We start from the raw sequence: 18,712 nt of genomic DNA, 5'->3' as shown, positions 1-18,712 counted from the left end.
AGGACCCCGCCCGGCCGGACCAGGAGGCCCCACATGCCGCAGCCCCGTACCTTCCGTATCGCCGCCATCCCCGCCGACGGCGTGGGCGCCGAGGTGGTGACCGCCGGCCGGGCCGTACTGGATGCTCTGGCCGAGGTCTCCCACGGCGCCTTCGCCTTCGACTGGGAGGAATTCCCCTGGGGCTGCGGCCACTACGCCAGGACAGGCAAGATGATCGATGACGACGGCCTCGACCGGCTCAAGGACTTCGACGCCATTTACTTCGGCGCGGTCGGCTGGCCCACCGTTCCCGACCACATCAGTCTGTGGGGGCTGCGCCTGAAGATCTGCCAGTCCTTCGACCAGTGGGCCAACGTCCGCCCGGTGCACTTCCTGCCCGGCGTCCAGAGCCCCCTGCGCAAGGCCGACGACACCGAACTGGACTGGGTGGTCGTACGCGAGAACAGCGAGGGCGAGTACGCGGGGCTCGGCGGCCGCAACCTCTCCGCACGCGGTACGGGAGGTGAAGTCGCCGTACAGTCCGCCCTGTTCACCGAGGTGGGCTGCGAGCGCATCATGCGCTTCGCGTTCGACCTCGCGCGCACCCGCGACCGGCGGAAGGTGTCCAGCGTCACCAAGAGCAACGCCCAGCAGTACGGCATGGTCCTCTGGGACGATGTGTTCCAGCGCGTCGCCGCCGACTACCCGGACGTGGAGACCGAAAGCGTGCTCGTCGACGCGATGTCGGCGAAGTTCGTCCTCAAGCCCGAAGACCTGTCCGTCGTTGTCGCCTCCAACCTCAACGCCGACATCCTCTCCGACCTCGGCAGCGCCCTCGCCGGCAGCCTCGGCCTCGCCGCGAGCGCGAACCTCAACCCCGAACGCCGGTTCCCCAGCATGTTCGAGCCCGTCCACGGCTCGGCGCCGGACATCGCCGGGCAGGGCCTCGCCAACCCCATCGGAGCCGTCGGCAGCGCCGCCCTCATGCTCGATCACTTCGGCCTGCCCGACCAGGCCGCCCGCCTGAACAAGGCGATCCGGGCCACCACCGCTGCCGGCATCCTCACCCGCGACGTCGGCGGCACCGCCACCACCGAAGACGTCACCAAGGCCCTCATCGACCACCTGGCCGACTAGCAAAGTAAGCACTGAAAGGCGCTTATGTCACTTACTCGATCTCGTTACGTTTGGTTGACGGCCACCCACGCCCTTGCCCGTGCGCAGTCGACGCGATCCGTGTCGGCCATGTGGGCGAGGAGGGGGACCGCTGCCCAGGCCGCTGCTGCTCCGGGAGGCCTGGCCATGCCAGAGCTGGAGATCGATGCCGTTGTGTTCGACGTGCTCGGCACGCTCGTCTACGAACCCGCCGGTCTTCGCGCGGGCATGCGTGCGCTCGACCGGTCTCTCGACGACGCCGGGACCGAGCGACTGCTGTCGTTGTGGCAGCGGCACGTCGAGCGCGAGCAGCGTCGCATCGTCGACGGCGAGCGGCCTTTCGTCACCACCGACACGCTCGACAGGGAAGCCGCGCAACGCGTCGCCGACGCCGCGGGCATCGGGATCAGGGAGGTGGCGCCGGGGAAATCGACGGCGGGGAGGCCGACTCCGCCCCCCTCGGACCGGTTCGACCTGTACGCCGATGGCTTGGCCGGCCTCGCCACCCAACTCGGCAAGCTACGAGTGACGATGTGAGACGTCAGGCGGAGGCCTGACCCAGGGGCTCCTCCCTGGTAGCGTGCACGCCATGTCTGCTGCTTCGTGCGCGGCCGCTTGTGCCGCGGTGACCAGGACGTCCCGCTAGCGGCGGGGCGTTCGACGCACACCTCTCCTGAACGTCCAGTCGCTTCGTGATCAGTCCGGAGCGGCACGTTCGTGCTGCTCAGAAATTCTTCTGAGCGACGGAGCACCTGATGTTCCCAGGCATCCCTTCTTCTCGCGGGCACGGCCCGCCCCCGGCGCGCGCATGGCTGGTGCTGTGCGCGATGTCCATGCTGCAGTTCTTCATCGCGGTCGATGTGACCGTGGTCAACATTGCCCTGCCCTCGATCGGCGCCGATTTCGACGTGGACGGGCGTGCTCTGACCTGGGTCGTGGTCGGGTACACGGTCACCGGTGGCGGGCTGCTGATGCTCGGTGGCCGGCTCGGCGACCTGCTCGGCCGGCGGCGTGCGCTGCTGCTCGGCACCGGCCTGTTCGGCATCGCGTCTCTGCTGGCGGGTCTGACCCCCACGTTTGCCCTGCTGGTGGCCGCGCGCCTGCTGCAGGGCGCAGGTGAGGCCATCGCGCTGCCCGCTGCGATGGCCACCATCGTCCTGTCGTTCCCCGAAGGTCCGATCCGGTCCCGGGCCCTGAGCGTGTGGGCGGCGGTGGCCAGTTGCGGTCTCGTGGTCGGCTTCGCCCTGTCCGGAATCATCACCGCCCACCTGGGCTGGCGGTGGATCTTCCTGGTCTCGGTGCCGTTCGTCCTGATCGTGCTGCCGGCGGCTGTTTTCCTGGTCAAGAGCGACCGGCCCGCGGTCAAGGACGCCGCGCCGCTGGACCTTCCCGGCGCGCTGCTGCTGACCGCCTGCCCGCTGCTGTTCATCTTCTGTGTGGTCGAGGCCGGTGAACCCGGAACGCCCGCATGGGTGACCCCAGGGGCGCTGGCCGGGGCGGTGGCCGCCGGAGTCTGGTTCGTACGGGTCGAAGCACGCTCGCGCAACCCGCTGCTGCCACTGCGCTTCTTCACCAACCGCACGCGTGTGGCGGCCAATCTGGCCACGATGCTGCTGAGCGGGGCGCTGTCGACCTCGTTTCTGTTGTTCACCTTCTACCTGCAGAGCCGGTTGGGCGTCGGCCCGCTCGGTGCGGGTGTGACGATGTTGCCGCTGGCGGTCTCACTGATCGTGTTCTCCATGCTCGTGCCCCGGCTGCTGGGCCGGTGGGGAGCACGTTCCTGCGTGCTTGCCGGCATCGGGTTCACCGCGGCCGCGATGGCCTCGATCGCGCTCCTCTCGGCCCTGCGGGCAGACGGCATGGCGATGATCCCGCCCATGCTCCTGATCGCGGCCGGGTTGGGGTTCGGCATCGTGGGGCTCCAGTACCTTGCGGTCAGCGGCGTCACCGAGGACGACGCCGGGACCGCCTCGGGAGTCCAGCGCGCGGCTGACCAGTTGGGCGGTGCGACCGGGGTGGCGGTCTGCGTCGGGGCCGGGTTCGCCCCCGCCCTGCACCCCTTCGATCCATTCCTGGTCGCCGCGCTGCTGGCCGCCGTGGGGCTCGCGACAGCTGCGGTCGTGGCCTGGCGCATGCCCGCGCCCGCTGCCGCAGCCGACCCGCAGGTACAGGCCGGGTGAGTTTCGTCCCGCGGGGGTGCGCCGTCTCGGCAGGCGGGACGGCGCACCCCCCCGGGGCCGGTCAAGTCCTCTACGGCCGCGCGGCGAGGCTCAGGCCCCGGAGCGTGAGCAGAGCCGGCCTGCCGAGCGGGCCAGGGAGGCGAGCATGCGGCGTTGCTCGTGCGGCCAGTGGCTGGGCCCGGAGTGGTGGAGGGAGATGACCCCGACGAGGTTATTGGCCGGTCCCAGGACCGGTAGCGAGGCCACGGCGCCGACGGGTACCTCGTCGAGCACGTCGACGGCGGCCGTGCCCGCGAAGAGGGGCGAGTTGGAGATCTCCTCGACGTAGACAGGAGAACGGTCCTGGGCGGCCACGCCGCAGGCGCTTTCGCGGTCGGACACCGATTCGAAGAAGCTGAGGAAGGGGCGGGCGAAGCCACGCTGCCCGACGATGCGCAGTGTGCCGCTCCCGTTGTCGCACGCCTGGGTGTTGCCCCGTGGGGTCTCGGTGATCCGTAGGGCGAGTGCCAGCGCCCCGACCAGGACTGCGTGGTCGGGGTGGTGGTTCAGCCGGTGCCCGGCAGCACAGGCCCGTACGATCTGTGCGGCCATCGGGTCCCGGCTGAGCCGGACGGTGCGCAGTACGCTGCTGTTCGCCGCCTGCAGCACCAATTGGCGGGACGCGTCCATCGCGCGGTAGTACAGCTCCAGCAGCAGGTCCACCCCGGCCAGCCCGCAGAACGTCACCCGGCTCAGATCCAGTACGACCTGTGCGGCGCACTCCTCCGGGCCCGGCAGCCGGTGGATCAGTGCCGCCACCGAAGGTCTGTCCAGTTCGCCCGCGATGCGGATGAGGGTCCGCTCGGTGGACATGGTGATGCTGAAGCGCGCGTGGTGCGCCGGCTCGGACCAAAACATGTGCACCTGCCTGACCGCGATCGCTTGCTCTGCGCGGTCGCTACGGAGAGGAGGTCGCGTGGTGTACGCGGGGCCGTCCGGCTCAGCCTAGCTTCGGGAGGAGCGCGTCCCGGGGGCGCCGGAGCGAATTCGGACGATGTGCCGGAGTGAGCGGATTCGCGGCGATCGCAGTGGACTCCGGCACTTGCGCCTCCGCGCGCGGTGTGTGCCGCGATGCGTGGTAGCCGTTGGCGAACGGTCATACTCCCGTGGTGGAGCCGGGCCGAGTGATCATCAGGACGGTGACCACCGCCCGGAGCAGGCTGAAGATGCCGCTCAGCATGGCGAGGCGCCTCGGGGACCCCGGGGCGGGGCCGGAAGCCTGTGCCGCGCTGAGGGCGGTGCCCTGGGCGGGCAGGATGAGCAGCGCCAGGACCGCGGCCGCCGCCGCGGTCAGGAGGATCGAGGCGATCAGCCAACCGCTGCCGAGGACGCCAGGCTGCCGGCCGTCGCGAACCCGAAGACCGGTACCGCGATGCCGGCGGCCGCATAGACGCGGCAGGTGCGGTGCAGCATCCGCAGGGTCGTGAGCGACTCATGGTCACCCGGTTCGCTGTGGGCGCGCCGCAGGGCGTTGGGGAACATGCTCGCGGCGACGGTGACCGGTCCGACGGCCGCCACGGCGGCCAGCACGTGCAGGGAGAGGAAGAGTGTGGCCACCGGTCAGCGCCCCGTCTCCGCCCGGGCGGCGCGGCGCTCACCGGTGACCTTCGAGGCCGGGAGGCGCCCGGCCCGGGAGGTCCCCGACAGGGTGTCGCCGTCGACGGTGACGGCGAAGGCCAGGTTGAGCCGCATGGGCTTGGTGACGGCCTGCTTCCAGGTGAGCCGGTCGCCGTCGAGGACGACGTCGCTGAGGGGGACCCCCTCTCCCGCGCCGCGCGCGGTGCCGGTCAGCACACCGCCTTCCCGGCGGAGTTCGACCTCGGCCTTGACCTTGCCGATGGGGGTGGCGACGGACAGGTCCCAGATGCCTTCGACGGACATGCTGCAGTGGTTCCTTACGGTGCGATGGGGGAGTGGTGAGACTGTGAGCGACAGGGGGTGTTGCGGGAATGTGCGGTGGGTCCCGGCGGTCAGAAGCCGGCAGGCACCGGGCCCCGAGCGCGCCATACGGTGCCGCGGCGTTCGTGTGCGAAGAGTACTTCGACGGCGTGCGCGATCCGCGGGCCCACCTCCCGTTCCAGGAGGTACAGGCCCAGGTCGAGTCCGGAGGTGACGCCCGCACCGGTGACCAGGTCGCCGTCGTCGACGACGCGGGCCCGCACCGCGTGGACACCGGTGGCGTCGAGCAGGTCCAGGCCCATGTGGTGCGACGTGGCATGGCGGCCTTCTAGCAGGCCGGCCATGGCCAGTACGAGCGAGCCGCCGCACACCGCGCCGACCGTCACCTCCGGGTTCTCCATCGCCTCCCGCAACAGCGTGGGCAGCTCGGTGGTCAGCGTGCGGCCCAGCAGTACGGGGATGAGTTCGTCCTGCCGCCATTCCCCGGTCCCGGCGTCCTGCTCCGGGGCCTCGCCGGGCTTGCCGACACGGCCCGAGGCACCGGGTACCAGGATCAGGCCCGCTCGCGCGGGGTCGAGGGCGGCGGCGGCGCGCAGCGTCAGCCCGCCGGTGCCGCTGACCACCTCGCGCGGCCCTTCGGCGGAGACCAACTCCACGCTCACCCCGCCGCCGGAAGCGGTACCACCGGCGTACAGCACCTCGTAGGGCGCGATGACATCGAGCGGATCGAAGCCGTCGAAGAGGACGATCTGAGCGTGCATGCGGGGTCCTTCGGTACGTGAATCCCGGCACTTTCCGGGAACGCGTCCGAAGCTATCCAGCAGCCGATCCGTCTCCCAGTGGCATGAGTGACACCTTTCCCCGGGAAAGTGCCACCCGGTTTCCCCGGGACAACGCCACCCGCCTTGCCTTCGGGCCGCCCCGAGGGTGGATGTCGCGGCGCGGTCTCTATCCCTGGTTAGAGACCGCGATCGCCCTGCGGCCTGATGCTGACGGGCCGCACGCGACCATAGCCTGGGCACATCATGAAACGAACCGATGACCGGCTGCTTCCGGTCCTGCTGCTCGGTGCCCAGGCGGTGGTGTGGCCCGGTGCCGCGCTGGTGCGCGGGGCCACGCCGACGGCTGCGGAGTCCCTCGCGGCCGTCCTCGTGGGCGGGCTGGTGACCGTCGCGCTCACGGCCCGCCGTAGGCGCCCGGTGCCCGTCCTCGTCCTGGCCGTCGCCGCCTGCGCGCTCACCGCTGGGCCGTTGCCCGCCGGCGCGGTGGCCGTGTACGGCACCGCCGGTGTCGCACTGGCTCTGTTCGCGGTGGCCACCGAGCGGGACACCACCACCGCACTGCTGTGTGTCGTGACGCTCGCGCTCTGGCAGCTCGTGCACGGCCTCACCCTGCACGGGATCGGCGGTGGCGGCGACGGGCTCGATCTCGTACTCACCGCGCTGCTCTACGCGACGGCCACCTGCACGGGCCTGTACGCGCGGCGGCTGCGGTCCGCGCGGCAGGCCGCGGAGCGGCGTCTGCACCGGGCGGAGGCCGAGCGACACCGGCTCCCCGCAGCCGAGCGCGGCCGCATGGAGCGGGAGTTGCACGACGTCAGCGCCCACCACCTGACGGCCGTCGTGGTGACGGTGGAGGCGGCGCTCGGACTGCGCGACCGCCGTCCCGAACTGACCGCCCAGGCAGTGGAGTTCGCCGCCGAGACCGGCCGCGAGGTGACGCGGGCGCTGAGTGCGGTGCGCACCCCGGCCCTGGCACCGCAGGACGGCCCGGCGCCGGAGGAGCGACTGCGGGAACTGGTGGCCGGCTTCCGCGCCCTCGGCCAGCCGGTGACCTGCGACATCGAGGCACTGCCCGACGGCTCCCGCGGCGACACCGTGTACGGCATCGTCCGCGAAGCGCTGACCAACGTGGTGCGCCACGCCTCGGGCGCCCCCACCACCGTGCGCTGCACGCACGACGCTGCGCGGACGGAGATCGTGGTGCGCAACGCGCCGCCGGAAGCCATCGGCCCCGCCACTGCACAGGGCAAGGGCCTCGGCGGCGGGCGCGGCCAGAACTTCCTTCGCGGCCGGGCGCGGGAGGCGGGCGGCACGCTCACCAGCGGGCCGACTCCGGACGGCGGGTGGGAGGTACGGGCGGTCCTGCCGGAGGGGAGCGGGACGTCACCGGTGCCGTCGGTGCCGCGGACGTACCGCCTCGCGCAGTTCGTCGCGGCCGCCGGCCTGTGTTTCCAGCCGCTGCTGCCGTTCCTCGTCATCCGGGAGAGCACGACGCCTGCCGGGCCCGGCGTCTCCGCCGGCGCGCTCTTCGCACTGCTCGCCGCGGCTCAGGCGGTCACGTTGCTGTGGCTGCGGCGGGCGCCGCGCGCCGCGTGGGGCGTGCTGCTGGTCCTCGCCGGGCTGTGGCCGGCGGCGATGGCCGTGGGCGGGTACGCGGGGCCGGCGGTCGTACCGCCCGCACTGAGCATGATCGCTACCTGCGTGGCACTCGCCCTGGCGGCAGCTGACGTTGCGTCGGGCGAGGAACCCGACCCGAGTGCGGGAATGCGGCGCTTCGCGGTACCGGTCGTGACCGCTGCCGTACACACGGCCGCGATGATCGCCGCCGTACTCGCGCGCGGCGGTACCACGCCCGCCTGGGCGGCCGCCGGGGCCGCCACCGTTGTGGTGCCGGCCGCCGCCTGGGCTGCCGGCACCCGGTACGGCACGCGCCGACGAGCCGCCCGAGACACCCACGAGCAGCGTCTCGCCGAGTGGACCGAGGAGGCCGTACGCGACGCATGGGCCGAACGCCGCCGTATCACCACCGGGCTGGAGACCACCGTGCTGGCACGCACCGCCGAGGTGGTCGCGGAGGCGGAAGCGGGGCGGCCGGCCGCGACCGCGGAGCGGGCCCGCGAGGCCCTGGCCGCCATGCGGGCCCTGCTCGACACGGTCCGGGGCGGGGAGCAGCACGCCGAACTCCGGCCGCAGCCCACGCTCCAGGCCCTCGACCTCCTCGTCGACCAGTGCCGGGCCACCGGCCGCCGGGTGGAGGTACGGATCGGCGACCGGGTGCCGGCGCGGCTGCCGGCAGCGGTGGACATCGCGGCCTACCGTGCCGCCGAGACCGTTCTGGGGGCGGGCGGGCCGGAGGCAGGCGTTCTGGAGGCGGGTGGGGGCGAACCCACCGCGCTCGTCCTCGACGCCGATGACGACGCCCTGATCCTCACGGCGACCGGCGTGTCCGGCGCCGTCCGCGGCGCCGCGCGGCACCGGCTGGCGACGCGGGCCGCCGCCCTCGGCGGCACCCTGACCACCGAACGCCCGGGCACGGTCGTGCTGCGACTGCCCTTGACCACCACCCCGGACGACGAGGACGTAACCGAAGACGGCAGACGCGGAACCGTGGAGGGCAAAGCCGTAACCGGAGACCAGGAGGTATCCCGATGACCATCGACGTGCTGGTCGTCGACGACCAGGCGGTGGTCCGGGCGGGCTTCGCCGCCGTCATCGACGCCGAGGAGGACATGACCGTGGTCGGAGAGGCCGGGGACGGCGCCGCCGCGGTGAGCCTCGCCGAACAGCTCACGCCGGACGTGGTCGTCATGGACGTACGGATGCCCGGCCTCGACGGCATCACCGCCACCCGGATCCTCACCGGGCGCGACAACCCGCCGCGCGTCCTCGTACTGACCACCTTCGATCTCGACGCCTACGTCTTCGACGCACTGCGCGCCGGGGCCTCCGGCTTCCTCCTCAAGGACGTGCAGGCGGCCGAACTGCTGCAGGGTATCCGCGTCGTGGCCGGCGGGGAGAGCGTCCTCGCCCCTTCCGCCACCCGCCGGCTCATCGGGCACTACGCGTCAGGGCCTCCCACCGGGCCACGGGCCGGGCACGACACGGGCGTCCTGGCGCAGCTGACCGCGCGCGAGCGCCGCGTCCTCACCCTGGTCGCCTCGGGCCTGAACAACGCCGAGATCGCCACCGAACTCGACATCACCGTCGGCACCGTCAAGTCGCACGTGAACGCACTGCTGCGCAAGCTCCAGGTACGCGACCGGGTGCAGGCGACGATCCTCGCGTACGACCTGGGTCTCGTCCGTGCGATCCCACCGGGAACGCATCCCTGACGCTCACCATCACTTACAGGGGAACACCGAAGCCATGAACGGCAACATCGTGCACACCAACACCGCGAACTCCCACACCATGAACACCGCGCACAAGGAGCACACCGACCCCATGAACGACCCCGTGGCCACCCACCCCGTCCTGCGGACCGTACGCCAGGCGCTGGGCAGCCTCGTCGCCCGCCTCTACCTCGCCGTGTGCGCGGCCCTGCTCGTGTGGGCCATCGTGGTGAGCTACGGCGACAACCCCGACGCGTCCTTCGCCGGAGTGGTGCCGACGATCGCCACCGCACCGGTGAGCCTGGTGATGCTCGCGCTGCCCGACCATTTCTCGATGTTCTTCCTCCCCGTCATCGTCGGTGCGCTGGTGAACGCCGTGATCATCGGCTGGTGTGCCCGCGCCCTGCGCCAGGGCCGCAACGGCTGAGCCACAGGCTGCGCCAACCGGGTGGACATCGCCCACCATGACCACCTGACACCACCGCCGGCGCATCACCGCCCCGCGGACGGGTACGACACGATCAACTATCCGTCCCCCACGGATACCCCGGAGGGCCCGCAGAGTGCGGGCCCTCCGCATGTTTTCAGTAGGCGATCTGTCCGGCGCCGCGGGCCGTCCCCTTGAACTGGATGTAGAAGCCGGAGCCGTCCTTCACGTCCGTGGCAACCTGCATCCACTTGCCCGCCGTGGCCGTCTTCCAGCCGTTGCGCCTGCCGGTCGCCTTGAAGCAGGTCGTGACCTGGCGGGTGGCCTTGACCTTCAGGTTGATGTCGGCGCAGTTCTTGGTCGTGTGCGCGTACGTGCCCGTGGCGGGCCAGTGCGCGTTGCGGCTCCCGCTGCCCGGCGTGCTGGTGTGGTTCTTCGCGGTGCCGTAGCAGGACTGGATCGCCGCGTTCGCCTTCGGCTCCGAGGCGCTTGCCGGGCCGGTCGTCGCCGCGGCAGCCACCCCTCCGAGCAGTACGGCGGTCATCGCGAACGGAGCGATACGAGTGCGCATTCGCACGGGAATTCCCCCTGTGAGTTCCGTGTGATCGAGTGTTCTCCCGCGTGCCGGATGCCGTGGCATGTCATGCACGCGAGGAACAGCTTCGCCGGTCGCCGCCTCCGGCGCCTTAGCTCTGCGCGCCAGGGCCTTGGCCGGGTGTGCCACGTTCGCCTCGGCCCGGTGGGCCGGGCTCGGTACCGCCGCGGTGGTGCGCGCGGTTCCGGTAGTCGCTGGGCGTGGTGCCGTAGTGCGTGCGGAAGGCGCGGGTGAAGTCCGCGGGGCGGGGGAATCCCCAGCGGGCCGCCACGGCCTGGATCGGGACGTGCCGCTTCAGCGGGTCGGCCGGATCACGCCGGCAGCGCTCCAGGCGCTGGCCGCGTATCCAGGTACGGATGCTCGTCCCGTGTTGCTGGAACAGCCGGTGCAGGGAGCGGACCGAGATGTGGTGGGCCGCCGCGATGTCGCTCGCGGCGAGGTCGGGGCCGCCCAGCCGGTGCTGGACGAAGGAGGTGATGCGGAGATAGAGGGCGCGTTGCCGGCAGGACGGCGGCACGTCGCGTTCGCGGTCCGTGTGGTGCGCGAGGAACGCGGTCGCCAGGTCGAGCCCCACGGCGCCGAGCCGGGCCGTGTCCTGCGGTGTGTAGTCGGCGCTGTCCTCCGCCAGACGGACCAGGAAGTCCGCCAGCAGCCGGCCGAACCCCTTGTCGCCCGGGAGCGGGGACGCGATGAGTGGGACGAGATGGTCGGCGCGCAGGGGGAGCAGCTCGCGCGGGAACTGTATGAGGAGCGCCTCACCGTCCGCGCAGGAGTCGAACGGGCACGAGCGCCTTGAACCAGCCGCTGAACACCTCGACGTCGACCAGCCGGAAGGTCGTCGGCGTCACGGTGGTCCGGGTGACCTCCGCCCACGTGGCGAGCGCGTACCGTGCCGCGAATGCCGTGCTGTCGAGGACCTTTCCCACGTTCCCCCCAAGGCCGGGCGGTCGGCGGGCTGTTGCCGACCGGAATCCGTGACAGCCGGAAATCCAAGGAAGAGGAGTAGATGTCTGGTGTACGTCTGAAAAATGGTCCGCCGGTCATACGAGCTTCAAGTGTGCCGTCCCGTTTCGCCGGTCACGTCCGCTCGGCCCGGTCCCACAGCTCCTGCAGCGCGGTGTTCACGCGCTCCGGCTGTTGGGTGTGCGGGTAGTAGCCGGGTACGACCAGGTGGTCGGCCGCGAGGGCTTCGGCGAGGTACGCGGCGCAGGCGATCAGCGGTTCGCCGGCGTACTTGCGGTACTGCTCGGGTGCCCCCTCCCAGTCGCCGGAGACCAGCAGCTTCGGGAACGCCGCCTCGGCCAGCGGTCCGAGCGCGATGTCCGCGTCCCAGCAAGGGAGTTCGGCCATCGTGGCGGCGGCGGCGCGCAGCCGCGCCGGTGTCGCCTCGGGTGTCGCCATGCCGACCGACTCGGTGGCGCCGCGCAGGAACTCCTCGGGCGTGAGGCCGGCGGGGAGCGCCGCGGTGGCCGCCCGGGCGCGCGTCAGCGCCTCGGCGACGACCGGGTGGCGCTCGGCGGGACGCAGGGCGCCCGGCTGGATCAGGGTGAGCGAGCGGACCAGGTCGGGGCGGCGTACGGCGGCGGCCAGTGCGCCGACCCCGCCGTACGCATGCCCGACCAGGTGAGCACCGGTACCGCCGGCCCCGAGCAGACCGATGACGTCCTCGGCGTCCACCGCCCAGTCGCTGCGCTCGATGTCCGGACTGCGCCCGTACCCTCTGCGGTCCATCAGCAGCAGGCGATGCCGGCCGGCCAGGGGCCGCTGGGCCGCGAAGCCGTAGCGGTCGTCGTCGCCCCAGGTCAGGATCCCGTGCACGAAGACGGCGGGCGGGCGGTCGGCGTTCTCGTCGCCCCATACGGTGACGTGCACCGGTGCGGGCGCCGCCGGGTGTCGGTCACTGGACGAGTCGGTCATCGGTTCCCCCTCGAATCTCCGGCTGCTGCCGCACCGCCCCCATCGGCCCGTGGCGACGACGCGGTGCCCGCGAGAAACACTACCCAGAACCCCGTGCTCGCCTCTTCCGGCAGGCGGCTGCACCCTCGCGCGCCACAGCCCCCGCCAAGCGGTATTACCGCCTCCGTCAAACGGTGTTACCGCTTCCGTCCGGCGCGTTAGCGGAACGACAGCCTCGCGTGAGTGAAACGTCAGCGGTCGGAGCCAAGCTGGTTCTCAGAGCGGGGAAGGCTTCATGAAGCCCGTCCCACGCCCAAGCACTTCGACCACCGCCATCACCAGCACACCATTGCACGGGGGACCCCACTATGCGTACCAACCGAATCCGCGTCGCAGGCCTGGCCGCCGTCACCGCCGCCCTGGCCCTGAGCGTGACCGCCTGTGGCGGTTCGGACAGCGCCAAGGACACCGGCGCGAAGGAGAAGACCGCCACCGAGGCATACACCGCGAAGAGCTCCGCCGATGTCGGCACCCGTTCCGCCACCGACACCGCCGTCCCGGCCGCCCACCAGATCACCAAGGACACCGCCGCCACCCGTCAGTGCAGTGGCAACGAGCTGTCCTACGACGTGCTGCACCGCTTCCCGAAGCAGCTGGGCGAGCACCTGCTGGTCACGGCGCGGAACACCGGCTCCAAGGCCTGCTGGGTCACCTCCTACCCGTCCGTCATGCTCGGGGACACCTCGAATGTCCTGCCGCACTCGAAGAAGGACGCCCCGGGCGGCAGCGAACGGATCACGGTGCGTCCCGGCGGCAAGGTCTACTCGGCCGTGGCCCTCTTCGCGGACAGCGCCAAGACCCACACCTCCTCGGAGCTCTCCCTCGCGCTGCGCGACCAGACCGGTGACACCGGCCCGGCCGTGGAGCTGAAGGCTCACCACAGCAAGGGCGCGCCGTCGAAGTTCACCTGGTCCGACGCCGACGTACTGAACTGGAACACCGAGAAGCCGTACGACTTCTGATCCCGAGACTGTCCGAATTCTGAGACCGGGCGCCGCCGAGGCGCTCGGCCGGCTCGCCCCGCTGATCACGCCGATCAGCGGGGCGACGTCGTCGTGCCGGGGTCGTCAAACAGCGCGGAAAGCCACCTGACCTGCACAGACTGGCACTCGGCGGGAAGGCAGCGGTGCGGTGGGTTCGGTCCAGGTGCAGGGCGTAGGTGATGCCGTCGTCGATGCCGGTCTCCAGTCCCTTGCGGTGGGCCGTCTCGTACGGCGCGCCGCCGAGGGTCTCGCGGAGCTGGTGTTCGCAGGCGTGGCGGGCTGCCAGGAATTCCTTCACTGCGGCCCGGCCCCGGCCGATGGAGCGCCAGAGCTGGTCGGCAATGCCGAGCAGCTGGGCTGCTTGCTCCGGGGCCGACGCGGCGACGGACGTGGCCAGCGTGTCGAGAACGACCGCGGCCCCGAAAGCGTCGTGCAGCTGCCACTTGGCGGCCAGGGCGTCCCGGGCGTGCCGCGTGGCCGCTGCCGGATCGCCATTGGCCAGTGCGGCCATGGCCAGGAAGGAGAGAGCATAGCCACGCATCCACAGGTCGCCATGGAACTCGCTCTCCTTGCGCTGGATATCGGCGACCGCGGCAACCTGATCGGGCCCGGACCATTCGCGGTCACCTACCTGGGCGAGCCAGCGGTGGTAGTCCCGGTGGCGCTCGCGCAGCTGCTGTTCCTCGCCGAGCCGGGCCAGCCAGTTCTGGCCGAACTCGCGGATCGTGTCCAGCATCGAAAAGCGGGACCCGCGGGGGGTGTCGGTGCGCTGGAGGATGGACTGGTCCACGAGACGGTCGAGCAGGGCGGTCACCTGTCCACTGCTGAGAGGGCCGCCGGCACAGACCCACTGCGCCGCCTCCTGCTCGAAACCGCCGACGCCGTACACAACGGCCCGGTACACGGCCACCGAGGCTGCGCTGGCCCGGGCCATGGAAGTGGCTTACGCATCCCAGAACGCGACACTGCGCCCGGTGTCCGCGCAGCTCGGCAGCGTCAGCGTATGCACCCGGCACCACAGCCCCGTACCGGGCGCTTCGGCGGGCGGAGACCTGTACGACATCGTCCACACCCCGTACGGAACACGCCTGCTCATCGGCGACGTGCGCGGTCACAGCCCGGACGCCCTGGTGACCACCGCGGCGGCCATCCGGGCCTTCCGGGACCTGGCCTACCTCACCCCTGGCCCCGCCGACCTGCCGGGGCCCTGGACGCACCCGGCCGCACCGCGTCACCCGGGAGCCGACCCGTTCCACCTCGGCGTCACGCTGGGCGGCCCCCTCGGGGGTCAGCTGTCGGACAGGGAGCCGGTCTCTCCGCATGCGGTTGCGGACGCGGCCGGAGGTGTTGGTTCCGGCGGCGGGTTCGGGTCCTCGGCGTTCGCCTTCGCGACCGCGGCCGCGAGGTGTGCGCGTACCGACTCGGGCAGCTCCGGGCCGTGGATGGTGCTCACCAGGTCCCCGGCCAGCCGGTGCAGCTTGGTGTTGGTGTTCTGCGAGGCGGTGACCAGTACGTCCCAGGCCGCCTCCGGGCTCAGGCGAAAGGAGGCCATCAGGATGCCGCGGGCCAGGTCGATGGTCGGCCGGGTCTGCATCGCCCGCCGCAATTGGGCGACCAGGGTGTGCAGGTCCTGATCGGTGTTCTGCTGCGGGTCTGCGTCGTGGTCGGCGCGCTCAGTCATGTTCTTGTCGTTCGAGGTGGGGGGTGTGAAAGGGGCAGGAGGTGCGAAGTGGTTCCGGGAGCCGGCCAGGCGGAGCACTCGCTCGACCGCGGGGCCGGCGGCACCGATGACGACCGTCTTCCCGTCGTCCAGGGCGCGCTCGCGCAGGGCGAGCAGGAGGTTGAGGCCGGAGCAGTCGCAGAAGTCCACCCCGGTCAGGTCCAGGTCGAGGCCGCTGACCGAGCGGCTGAGGGCTCGGCTCAGGCCGGGCCGGAGCTGCTGGCAGCCATCGAGGTCGAGCTCGCCGCGCACCGTCACGGTCATCCGGTCGCCGTCGGGCACGACGTCGATCGTCGCCGGGAAGGACGGAGTGTCCGCGGGCTTGTGGCGACCATGCGGGCTGCCGGTGTTCTCCCCGATGAGGGGCTGCTCAGAGTACGCAGGCTCCGGCATGGCCTCTCTCCCTCATAGTGCCTACCGCCGCCCCCAGGCTGCCGTTCGCGGACCATGCACGTCAACTAATACCGGAAATCAAGTACGTGCTTTTGAATGCGTGTATATCTAGTCGCTAGAGTTGGAGCATGGATGGAGTGCCCGAGCCACACACCGGATGGACGTTTCTCACCAACCATGCGCGGGTGCTGGCAGCGATTGCCGACAATCACAACGCTCGTATCCGTGACATTGCGGCCCACTGCCGGCTCACCGAACGCGCCGTCCAGAAGATCATCGCCGACCTCGAGCAGGATGGTTACCTCTCCCACACCCGGGAGGGGCGCGCCAACACGTACCAGATCGACCCGAGTAAGGTACTTCGCCACCCGGCCGAATCCGGTCTGACGGTGGCCGCTCTGCTCTCCTTGCTGGTCGAGGACGAAGCCGACCGCACCACGTCCCCCGACGGCAGCGAACGGCGTCACGCCACTGCCTGACCGAAGTGAACACGGCACCGCGCGGCGCCGCCCCGTCCGCAGGGGCGCGCCGCGCGCCGCGCTGTCCGTACCCGGTCGCCTCACGCGGCCCGCCCCCGCGCGCGGCTCCGCGCCACGCGCTCCTCAGGCCTCCAGGCGGCTCGCTCCCGTCGATGACCCGCAGGTCAGGGCCAGAAGATGCGGCCCGGGCGATGGTCCACGACCCTGAAAGGGACGGGAAACCGAAGGAGGGCCACAATGTCGATGATCGACAAGCTCAAGCAGATGCTGAAGGGCCACGAGGACCAAGCCGGACGGGGCATCGACAAGGGCGGTGACCTCCTCGACGAGAGGACCCAGGGCAAGTACAGCCGCCACGTCGACACCGCCCAGGACAAGATGAAGGACCAGATGGGCCGGGACCGGGGTCAGGACTCCTCCCAGTAGACGCACGGAGCGCGCCCGACCCGGCATCCGCCGTTCGCCTCCTCACTCGAACGGCGGATGCCGGGCCGGGCTGCGCCCGCAGGGACCGGTACGGCCCGAGCGCCAGGTCGCCGGCGCGGCCCGGTCTCCGGGGCAGCAGCGGTCCGGCTTCCGGGCCAGAAGTCGACCGCCGGGCAGAAGTCGACCGGCGGGTCAGAAGTCGACCGTCGTGCGGTCGTCGACGCGGGCCACCGACTCCTGGGCGAACTTCTTCTCGTACGCGGAGCGGATCTCCTCGATCTTGCGGCCGCTGGGCCCCGCCTGGCCCGTGGGGTAGAAGAGGATCAGCTCGTAGGAGCGCTCACGCTCGATGGTGCCGTGCGCGTCCCGGTACTGGCCTTCGCCTTCCTGAACGGTCAGCCCGTCCGGGAAACGCGGCGTGACGAACTCGTCCACGAAGCCCTGGAACTGCTTGTCGGTGACGGGCGGGCTGCCGTCCGGATGGGCGGTACCGAAGAACAGGCTGGTCTCGATGTACGGGCGGCCGCCCGCGGGCCGGTCGCCGGCCGGGGGAGCGGAGGTGACCGCGGGGGCCGAGGCCGAGGCGGTCGCGGCGGTACCGAGCAGAATGGTGGAGACTGCCAGTACCGCGAGGCGCAGACGGGGCTGGGACAGCGATGCCAACGGGCTTCCTCTCGTCGGGGACTCGGCCGGTCAACGACCGCGAGCGCTGGGGGATGCGGTCGGCGCGTCCGGCCCGGCCGATTGTGCCCAGCCCCCGTGACCTGGCACTAGGGATCGCATACCCGTCCGGATGGTTCCGGCCAACGGTCCGCGCGGCCCACACGGCTCCGCTGGACGTGCCCCGGCGGTTCCGCGCTCCCGAGGCGCCGGCACGGTGGGACGGTGTCCGCGAGGCGCGGTCCTTCAGTGACCCCCGCCTTGGAGAGCAATCTGCCCGACGACGTCGTCGAGGCGCTGAAGCGGGGCAACGCCCTCCCGTACCTGGGCTCTCCCGAGGACATCGGCCACACCATGGTGTTCCTCGCCTCCGACGAATCCCGGTACCTCACCGGCCAAGTGCTCGTCGTGGACGGCGGGATGAGCATGCAGTCCTCCGCGGCCCCCGGACGGCGCGCCATGCTCCCCGGATGAGTCCGACTTGCGTGCAGTCGTACGGGACTTGGACGAACGCATCCGCCCTGTGATCGCATGTGGCGGTGACCTCGAACGGATCTCCCGAACACGCGACGCCACAGACCGGGACAACACCGATGGAAACCACGGATAGCTATACAGCGGCTCCTCCTGAGACCCCTCCGTCCGCCGGGGGCCGGCCGTCCCGCGGCCGTCGCATCGTGCGGAGGACCGTGAAAACGGTCGTCGCCCTTGCCGTCGTGCTCGCGTTCCTGGCCCTGGGGGATCGCTGGGCCGTGCTCTACGCGGAGAACCTGGCGGCGGAGAAGGTGCAGGAGGCCCTGAAGCTGCGTGCCGAGCCCGAGGTGCACATCGACAGCTTCCCGTTCCTCGGCCGGCTCGCCACCAAGCGCCTCGACCACGTCGAGGTCAACGTGCCCGACGTACCCGCCGGGCGGGTCTCCGTCGCCCAGGTGAAGGGGACGGTGGACGACATACGGATCGTCGGCAGCCTCCCGACCTCGGTCAAGGGCGCGGTCCTCAGCCGGGTGCGAGGCGACGTCTTCCTCGACTTCGACGACCTGAACCGTGAGGTCGGCGCCTCGCAGGTCCAGCTGGCACCCGGCCCTCAGAAGAACAGCGTGCAGGTCCACGGCGATCTGCCGGTGGCAGGCAAGCAGGCGGAGATCCGGGCGCGGGCACACCTGCGGCGCACCGGGGACCACGGCCTGGCCCTGACCGTCGCGAACGCACGAGTGGTGGTGCCCGGCCTGCTCACGTACACCCCGGGCGAGGGCGGCGGCCTGCAGCTGGCCACGCCCGCTGCCGACAAGATGGACGAGCGCGACCTCCAGCAGGCCACCGGGCGGCGCCTCCTCCCGGACCAGCTGATGAAGGGCCGTGCGCTGGACGCCCTCGCCGAACATCCCTCGGTCCTCGAACCCGCCGGCATCGATCCGTCGCTCATCCGCGGGCTGCAGAAGGTGCGGGAGCCGAAGGTCGCCAAGGACATGGAGTTCTCGGCCCAGCTGCCGGACGACCTGCCGGGCGACCTCCGGCTGCGCGGCATCTCCGTCACGAAGGAGGGCATACGGGCGACGCTGACCGGCAGGGACGTGCCCCTGGGCACATGACGGTCGTACGGCGGTGTGGGGGCGGAAGCCGCCCCGGGTAGAATTGTGGCCGGAGAGCGGTGCGTGCTGCTGCTCTCCGTTGCCGTTTCGGGGCCGGTGTCGCCCCCGAAAGAACGAT

The 18,712-nt window shown here is 71.3% G+C and carries 20 protein-coding genes and 2 pseudogenes; 11 read left to right on the top strand and 11 right to left on the bottom strand.

The genetic code is table 11. The annotated features are described in order from the left end of the window. The first annotated feature begins 33 nt into the window (after window positions 1–33). The 3 genes from ACIGQF_RS08925 (at window position 34) to ACIGQF_RS08915 (ending at window position 3,314) form a co-directional block, all read left to right on the top strand. Entirely contained in the window at window positions 34–1,116 is a 1,083-nt protein-coding gene (locus ACIGQF_RS08925) for a tartrate dehydrogenase (protein ID WP_399707298.1), read from the top strand. A gap of 165 nt (window positions 1,117–1,281) precedes the next feature. After that, window positions 1,282–1,671: a hypothetical protein gene (locus ACIGQF_RS08920; protein ID WP_399707296.1), complete on the top strand. Its 390-nt coding sequence runs from the start codon at window positions 1,282–1,284 to the stop codon at window positions 1,669–1,671. Between the two features lie 290 nt (window positions 1,672–1,961). Next, window positions 1,962–3,314 (top strand): MFS transporter, encoded by a 1,353-nt coding sequence (locus ACIGQF_RS08915; protein WP_399707636.1) that lies wholly within the window; start codon window positions 1,962–1,964, stop codon window positions 3,312–3,314. A gap of 90 nt (window positions 3,315–3,404) precedes the next feature. On the opposite strand, the gene ACIGQF_RS08910 is transcribed toward ACIGQF_RS08915, so the two are convergent. From ACIGQF_RS08910 to ACIGQF_RS08895, 4 genes and pseudogenes are all read right to left on the bottom strand, one after another. Continuing rightward, complete coding sequence (locus ACIGQF_RS08910) at window positions 3,405–4,211, bottom strand: STAS domain-containing protein (RefSeq protein WP_399707294.1); 807 nt, start codon at window positions 4,209–4,211, stop codon at window positions 3,405–3,407. A 238-nt stretch (window positions 4,212–4,449) separates the two neighbouring features. After that, window positions 4,450–4,910, bottom strand: a pseudogene (locus tag ACIGQF_RS08905) (hypothetical protein). Between the two features lie 3 nt (window positions 4,911–4,913). Continuing rightward, window positions 4,914–5,234: a hypothetical protein gene (locus ACIGQF_RS08900; protein WP_399707292.1), complete on the bottom strand. Its 321-nt coding sequence runs from the start codon at window positions 5,232–5,234 to the stop codon at window positions 4,914–4,916. 89 nt (window positions 5,235–5,323) lie between these two features. Further along, window positions 5,324–6,013 (bottom strand): DJ-1/PfpI family protein, encoded by a 690-nt coding sequence (locus ACIGQF_RS08895; protein ID WP_399707290.1) that lies wholly within the window; start codon window positions 6,011–6,013, stop codon window positions 5,324–5,326. 264 nt (window positions 6,014–6,277) lie between these two features. Between ACIGQF_RS08895 and ACIGQF_RS08890 the strand changes: the two genes are divergently transcribed. Genes ACIGQF_RS08890 through ACIGQF_RS08880 form a run of 3 tightly spaced genes read left to right on the top strand, consistent with a single transcriptional unit; the run spans window position 6,278 to window position 9,793 of the window. Continuing rightward, window positions 6,278–8,686: a histidine kinase gene (locus ACIGQF_RS08890; protein WP_399707288.1), complete on the top strand. Its 2,409-nt coding sequence runs from the start codon at window positions 6,278–6,280 to the stop codon at window positions 8,684–8,686. After that, window positions 8,683–9,366 (top strand): response regulator, encoded by a 684-nt coding sequence (locus tag ACIGQF_RS08885; protein WP_399707286.1) that lies wholly within the window; start codon window positions 8,683–8,685, stop codon window positions 9,364–9,366. The genes ACIGQF_RS08890 and ACIGQF_RS08885 overlap by 4 nt, the downstream gene beginning before the upstream one ends. A 34-nt stretch (window positions 9,367–9,400) precedes the next feature. Continuing rightward, on the top strand, window positions 9,401–9,793 hold the full coding sequence (locus ACIGQF_RS08880) for an SCO4225 family membrane protein (RefSeq protein ID WP_399707284.1): 393 nt from the start codon (window positions 9,401–9,403) through the stop codon (window positions 9,791–9,793). A 157-nt stretch (window positions 9,794–9,950) separates the two neighbouring features. On the opposite strand, the gene ACIGQF_RS08875 is transcribed toward ACIGQF_RS08880, so the two are convergent. The 4 genes from ACIGQF_RS08875 to ACIGQF_RS08860 all read right to left on the bottom strand — a co-directional run bounded on the left by ACIGQF_RS08875 (window position 9,951) and on the right by ACIGQF_RS08860 (window position 12,305). Next, window positions 9,951–10,364, bottom strand: coding sequence for a hypothetical protein (locus ACIGQF_RS08875; RefSeq protein WP_399707282.1), 414 nt, complete (start codon window positions 10,362–10,364; stop codon window positions 9,951–9,953). Window positions 10,365–10,479: 115 nt separating this feature from the next. Beyond that, complete coding sequence (locus ACIGQF_RS08870; RefSeq protein ID WP_399707281.1) at window positions 10,480–10,962, bottom strand: helix-turn-helix transcriptional regulator; 483 nt, start codon at window positions 10,960–10,962, stop codon at window positions 10,480–10,482. A gap of 181 nt (window positions 10,963–11,143) precedes the next feature. After that, a complete protein-coding gene (locus tag ACIGQF_RS08865; RefSeq protein ID WP_399707280.1) occupies window positions 11,144–11,314 on the bottom strand; it encodes a hypothetical protein in 171 nt (56 codons plus the stop codon). A 151-nt stretch (window positions 11,315–11,465) separates the two neighbouring features. Further along, the gene (locus ACIGQF_RS08860) at window positions 11,466–12,305 is read right to left on the bottom strand and encodes an alpha/beta fold hydrolase (protein WP_399707278.1); all 840 of its coding nucleotides are present in this window, start codon (window positions 12,303–12,305) and stop codon (window positions 11,466–11,468) included. Window positions 12,306–12,652: 347 nt separating this feature from the next. Here ACIGQF_RS08860 and ACIGQF_RS08855 point away from each other — a divergent pair, with 347 nt between their 5' ends. Beyond that, on the top strand, window positions 12,653–13,306 hold the full coding sequence (locus ACIGQF_RS08855; protein WP_399707276.1) for a DUF4232 domain-containing protein: 654 nt from the start codon (window positions 12,653–12,655) through the stop codon (window positions 13,304–13,306). On the opposite strand, the gene ACIGQF_RS08850 is transcribed toward ACIGQF_RS08855, so the two are convergent. Together ACIGQF_RS08850 and ACIGQF_RS08845 are read right to left on the bottom strand one after the other, a co-directional pair. Next, window positions 13,248–14,261, bottom strand: coding sequence for a hypothetical protein (locus tag ACIGQF_RS08850; protein ID WP_399707274.1), 1,014 nt, complete (start codon window positions 14,259–14,261; stop codon window positions 13,248–13,250). The genes ACIGQF_RS08855 and ACIGQF_RS08850 overlap by 59 nt on opposite strands. A 354-nt stretch (window positions 14,262–14,615) precedes the next feature. Further along, window positions 14,616–15,440 (bottom strand): ANTAR domain-containing protein, encoded by an 825-nt coding sequence (locus ACIGQF_RS08845; protein ID WP_399707272.1) that lies wholly within the window; start codon window positions 15,438–15,440, stop codon window positions 14,616–14,618. A gap of 128 nt (window positions 15,441–15,568) precedes the next feature. Here ACIGQF_RS08845 and ACIGQF_RS08840 point away from each other — a divergent pair, with 128 nt between their 5' ends. Both ACIGQF_RS08840 and ACIGQF_RS08835 read left to right on the top strand, forming a co-directional pair. Next, a complete protein-coding gene (locus ACIGQF_RS08840; RefSeq protein WP_399707270.1) occupies window positions 15,569–15,919 on the top strand; it encodes a helix-turn-helix transcriptional regulator in 351 nt (116 codons plus the stop codon). Window positions 15,920–16,156: 237 nt separating this feature from the next. Beyond that, on the top strand, window positions 16,157–16,345 hold the full coding sequence (locus tag ACIGQF_RS08835; RefSeq protein ID WP_399707268.1) for an antitoxin: 189 nt from the start codon (window positions 16,157–16,159) through the stop codon (window positions 16,343–16,345). Between the two features lie 192 nt (window positions 16,346–16,537). Here ACIGQF_RS08835 and ACIGQF_RS08830 read toward each other — a convergent pair whose 3' ends face one another. Continuing rightward, window positions 16,538–17,008, bottom strand: coding sequence for a DUF3574 domain-containing protein (locus ACIGQF_RS08830; RefSeq protein WP_399707266.1), 471 nt, complete (start codon window positions 17,006–17,008; stop codon window positions 16,538–16,540). 237 nt (window positions 17,009–17,245) lie between these two features. On the opposite strand from ACIGQF_RS08830, the pseudogene ACIGQF_RS08825 reads away from it, so the two are divergent. Next, window positions 17,246–17,479: pseudogene (locus ACIGQF_RS08825) on the top strand (SDR family oxidoreductase); the annotation flags it as partial. A gap of 215 nt (window positions 17,480–17,694) precedes the next feature. After that, window positions 17,695–18,594 (top strand): DUF2993 domain-containing protein, encoded by a 900-nt coding sequence (locus ACIGQF_RS08820; RefSeq protein WP_399707264.1) that lies wholly within the window; start codon window positions 17,695–17,697, stop codon window positions 18,592–18,594. Window positions 18,595–18,712 lie beyond the last annotated feature (118 nt).

It is taken from the genome of Streptomyces sp. NPDC053560, from assembly GCF_044544605.1.
Classification (GTDB): domain Bacteria; phylum Actinomycetota; class Actinomycetes; order Streptomycetales; family Streptomycetaceae; genus Streptomyces.
The sequence above is the reverse complement of the archived record's forward strand: the minus strand, read 5'-3'. Positions and strand labels throughout refer to the sequence as shown.

Bases quoted from the DNA above. Each gene is read 5' to 3' on its own strand.
- ACIGQF_RS08845 (WP_399707272.1), bottom strand. From the start codon at position 15,440: ATGCCGGAGCCTGCGTACTCTGAGCAGCCCCTCATCGGGGAGAACACC.
- ACIGQF_RS08875 (WP_399707282.1), bottom strand. From the start codon at position 10,364: ATGCGCACTCGTATCGCTCCGTTCGCGATGACCGCCGTACTGCTCGGA.
- ACIGQF_RS08890 (WP_399707288.1), top strand. From the start codon at position 6,278: ATGAAACGAACCGATGACCGGCTGCTTCCGGTCCTGCTGCTCGGTGCC.
- ACIGQF_RS08895 (WP_399707290.1), bottom strand. From the start codon at position 6,013: ATGCACGCTCAGATCGTCCTCTTCGACGGCTTCGATCCGCTCGATGTC.
- ACIGQF_RS08835 (WP_399707268.1), top strand. From the start codon at position 16,157: ATGTCGATGATCGACAAGCTCAAGCAGATGCTGAAGGGCCACGAGGAC.
- ACIGQF_RS08925 (WP_399707298.1), top strand. From the start codon at position 34: ATGCCGCAGCCCCGTACCTTCCGTATCGCCGCCATCCCCGCCGACGGC.
- ACIGQF_RS08855 (WP_399707276.1), top strand. From the start codon at position 12,653: ATGCGTACCAACCGAATCCGCGTCGCAGGCCTGGCCGCCGTCACCGCC.
- ACIGQF_RS08840 (WP_399707270.1), top strand. From the start codon at position 15,569: ATGGATGGAGTGCCCGAGCCACACACCGGATGGACGTTTCTCACCAAC.
- ACIGQF_RS08880 (WP_399707284.1), top strand. From the start codon at position 9,401: ATGAACGGCAACATCGTGCACACCAACACCGCGAACTCCCACACCATG.
- ACIGQF_RS08910 (WP_399707294.1), bottom strand. From the start codon at position 4,211: ATGTTTTGGTCCGAGCCGGCGCACCACGCGCGCTTCAGCATCACCATG.
- ACIGQF_RS08860 (WP_399707278.1), bottom strand. From the start codon at position 12,305: ATGACCGACTCGTCCAGTGACCGACACCCGGCGGCGCCCGCACCGGTG.
- ACIGQF_RS08885 (WP_399707286.1), top strand. From the start codon at position 8,683: ATGACCATCGACGTGCTGGTCGTCGACGACCAGGCGGTGGTCCGGGCG.
- ACIGQF_RS08920 (WP_399707296.1), top strand. From the start codon at position 1,282: ATGCCAGAGCTGGAGATCGATGCCGTTGTGTTCGACGTGCTCGGCACG.
- ACIGQF_RS08900 (WP_399707292.1), bottom strand. From the start codon at position 5,234: ATGTCCGTCGAAGGCATCTGGGACCTGTCCGTCGCCACCCCCATCGGC.
- ACIGQF_RS08915 (WP_399707636.1), top strand. From the start codon at position 1,962: ATGTCCATGCTGCAGTTCTTCATCGCGGTCGATGTGACCGTGGTCAAC.
- ACIGQF_RS08850 (WP_399707274.1), bottom strand. From the start codon at position 14,261: ATGGCCCGGGCCAGCGCAGCCTCGGTGGCCGTGTACCGGGCCGTTGTG.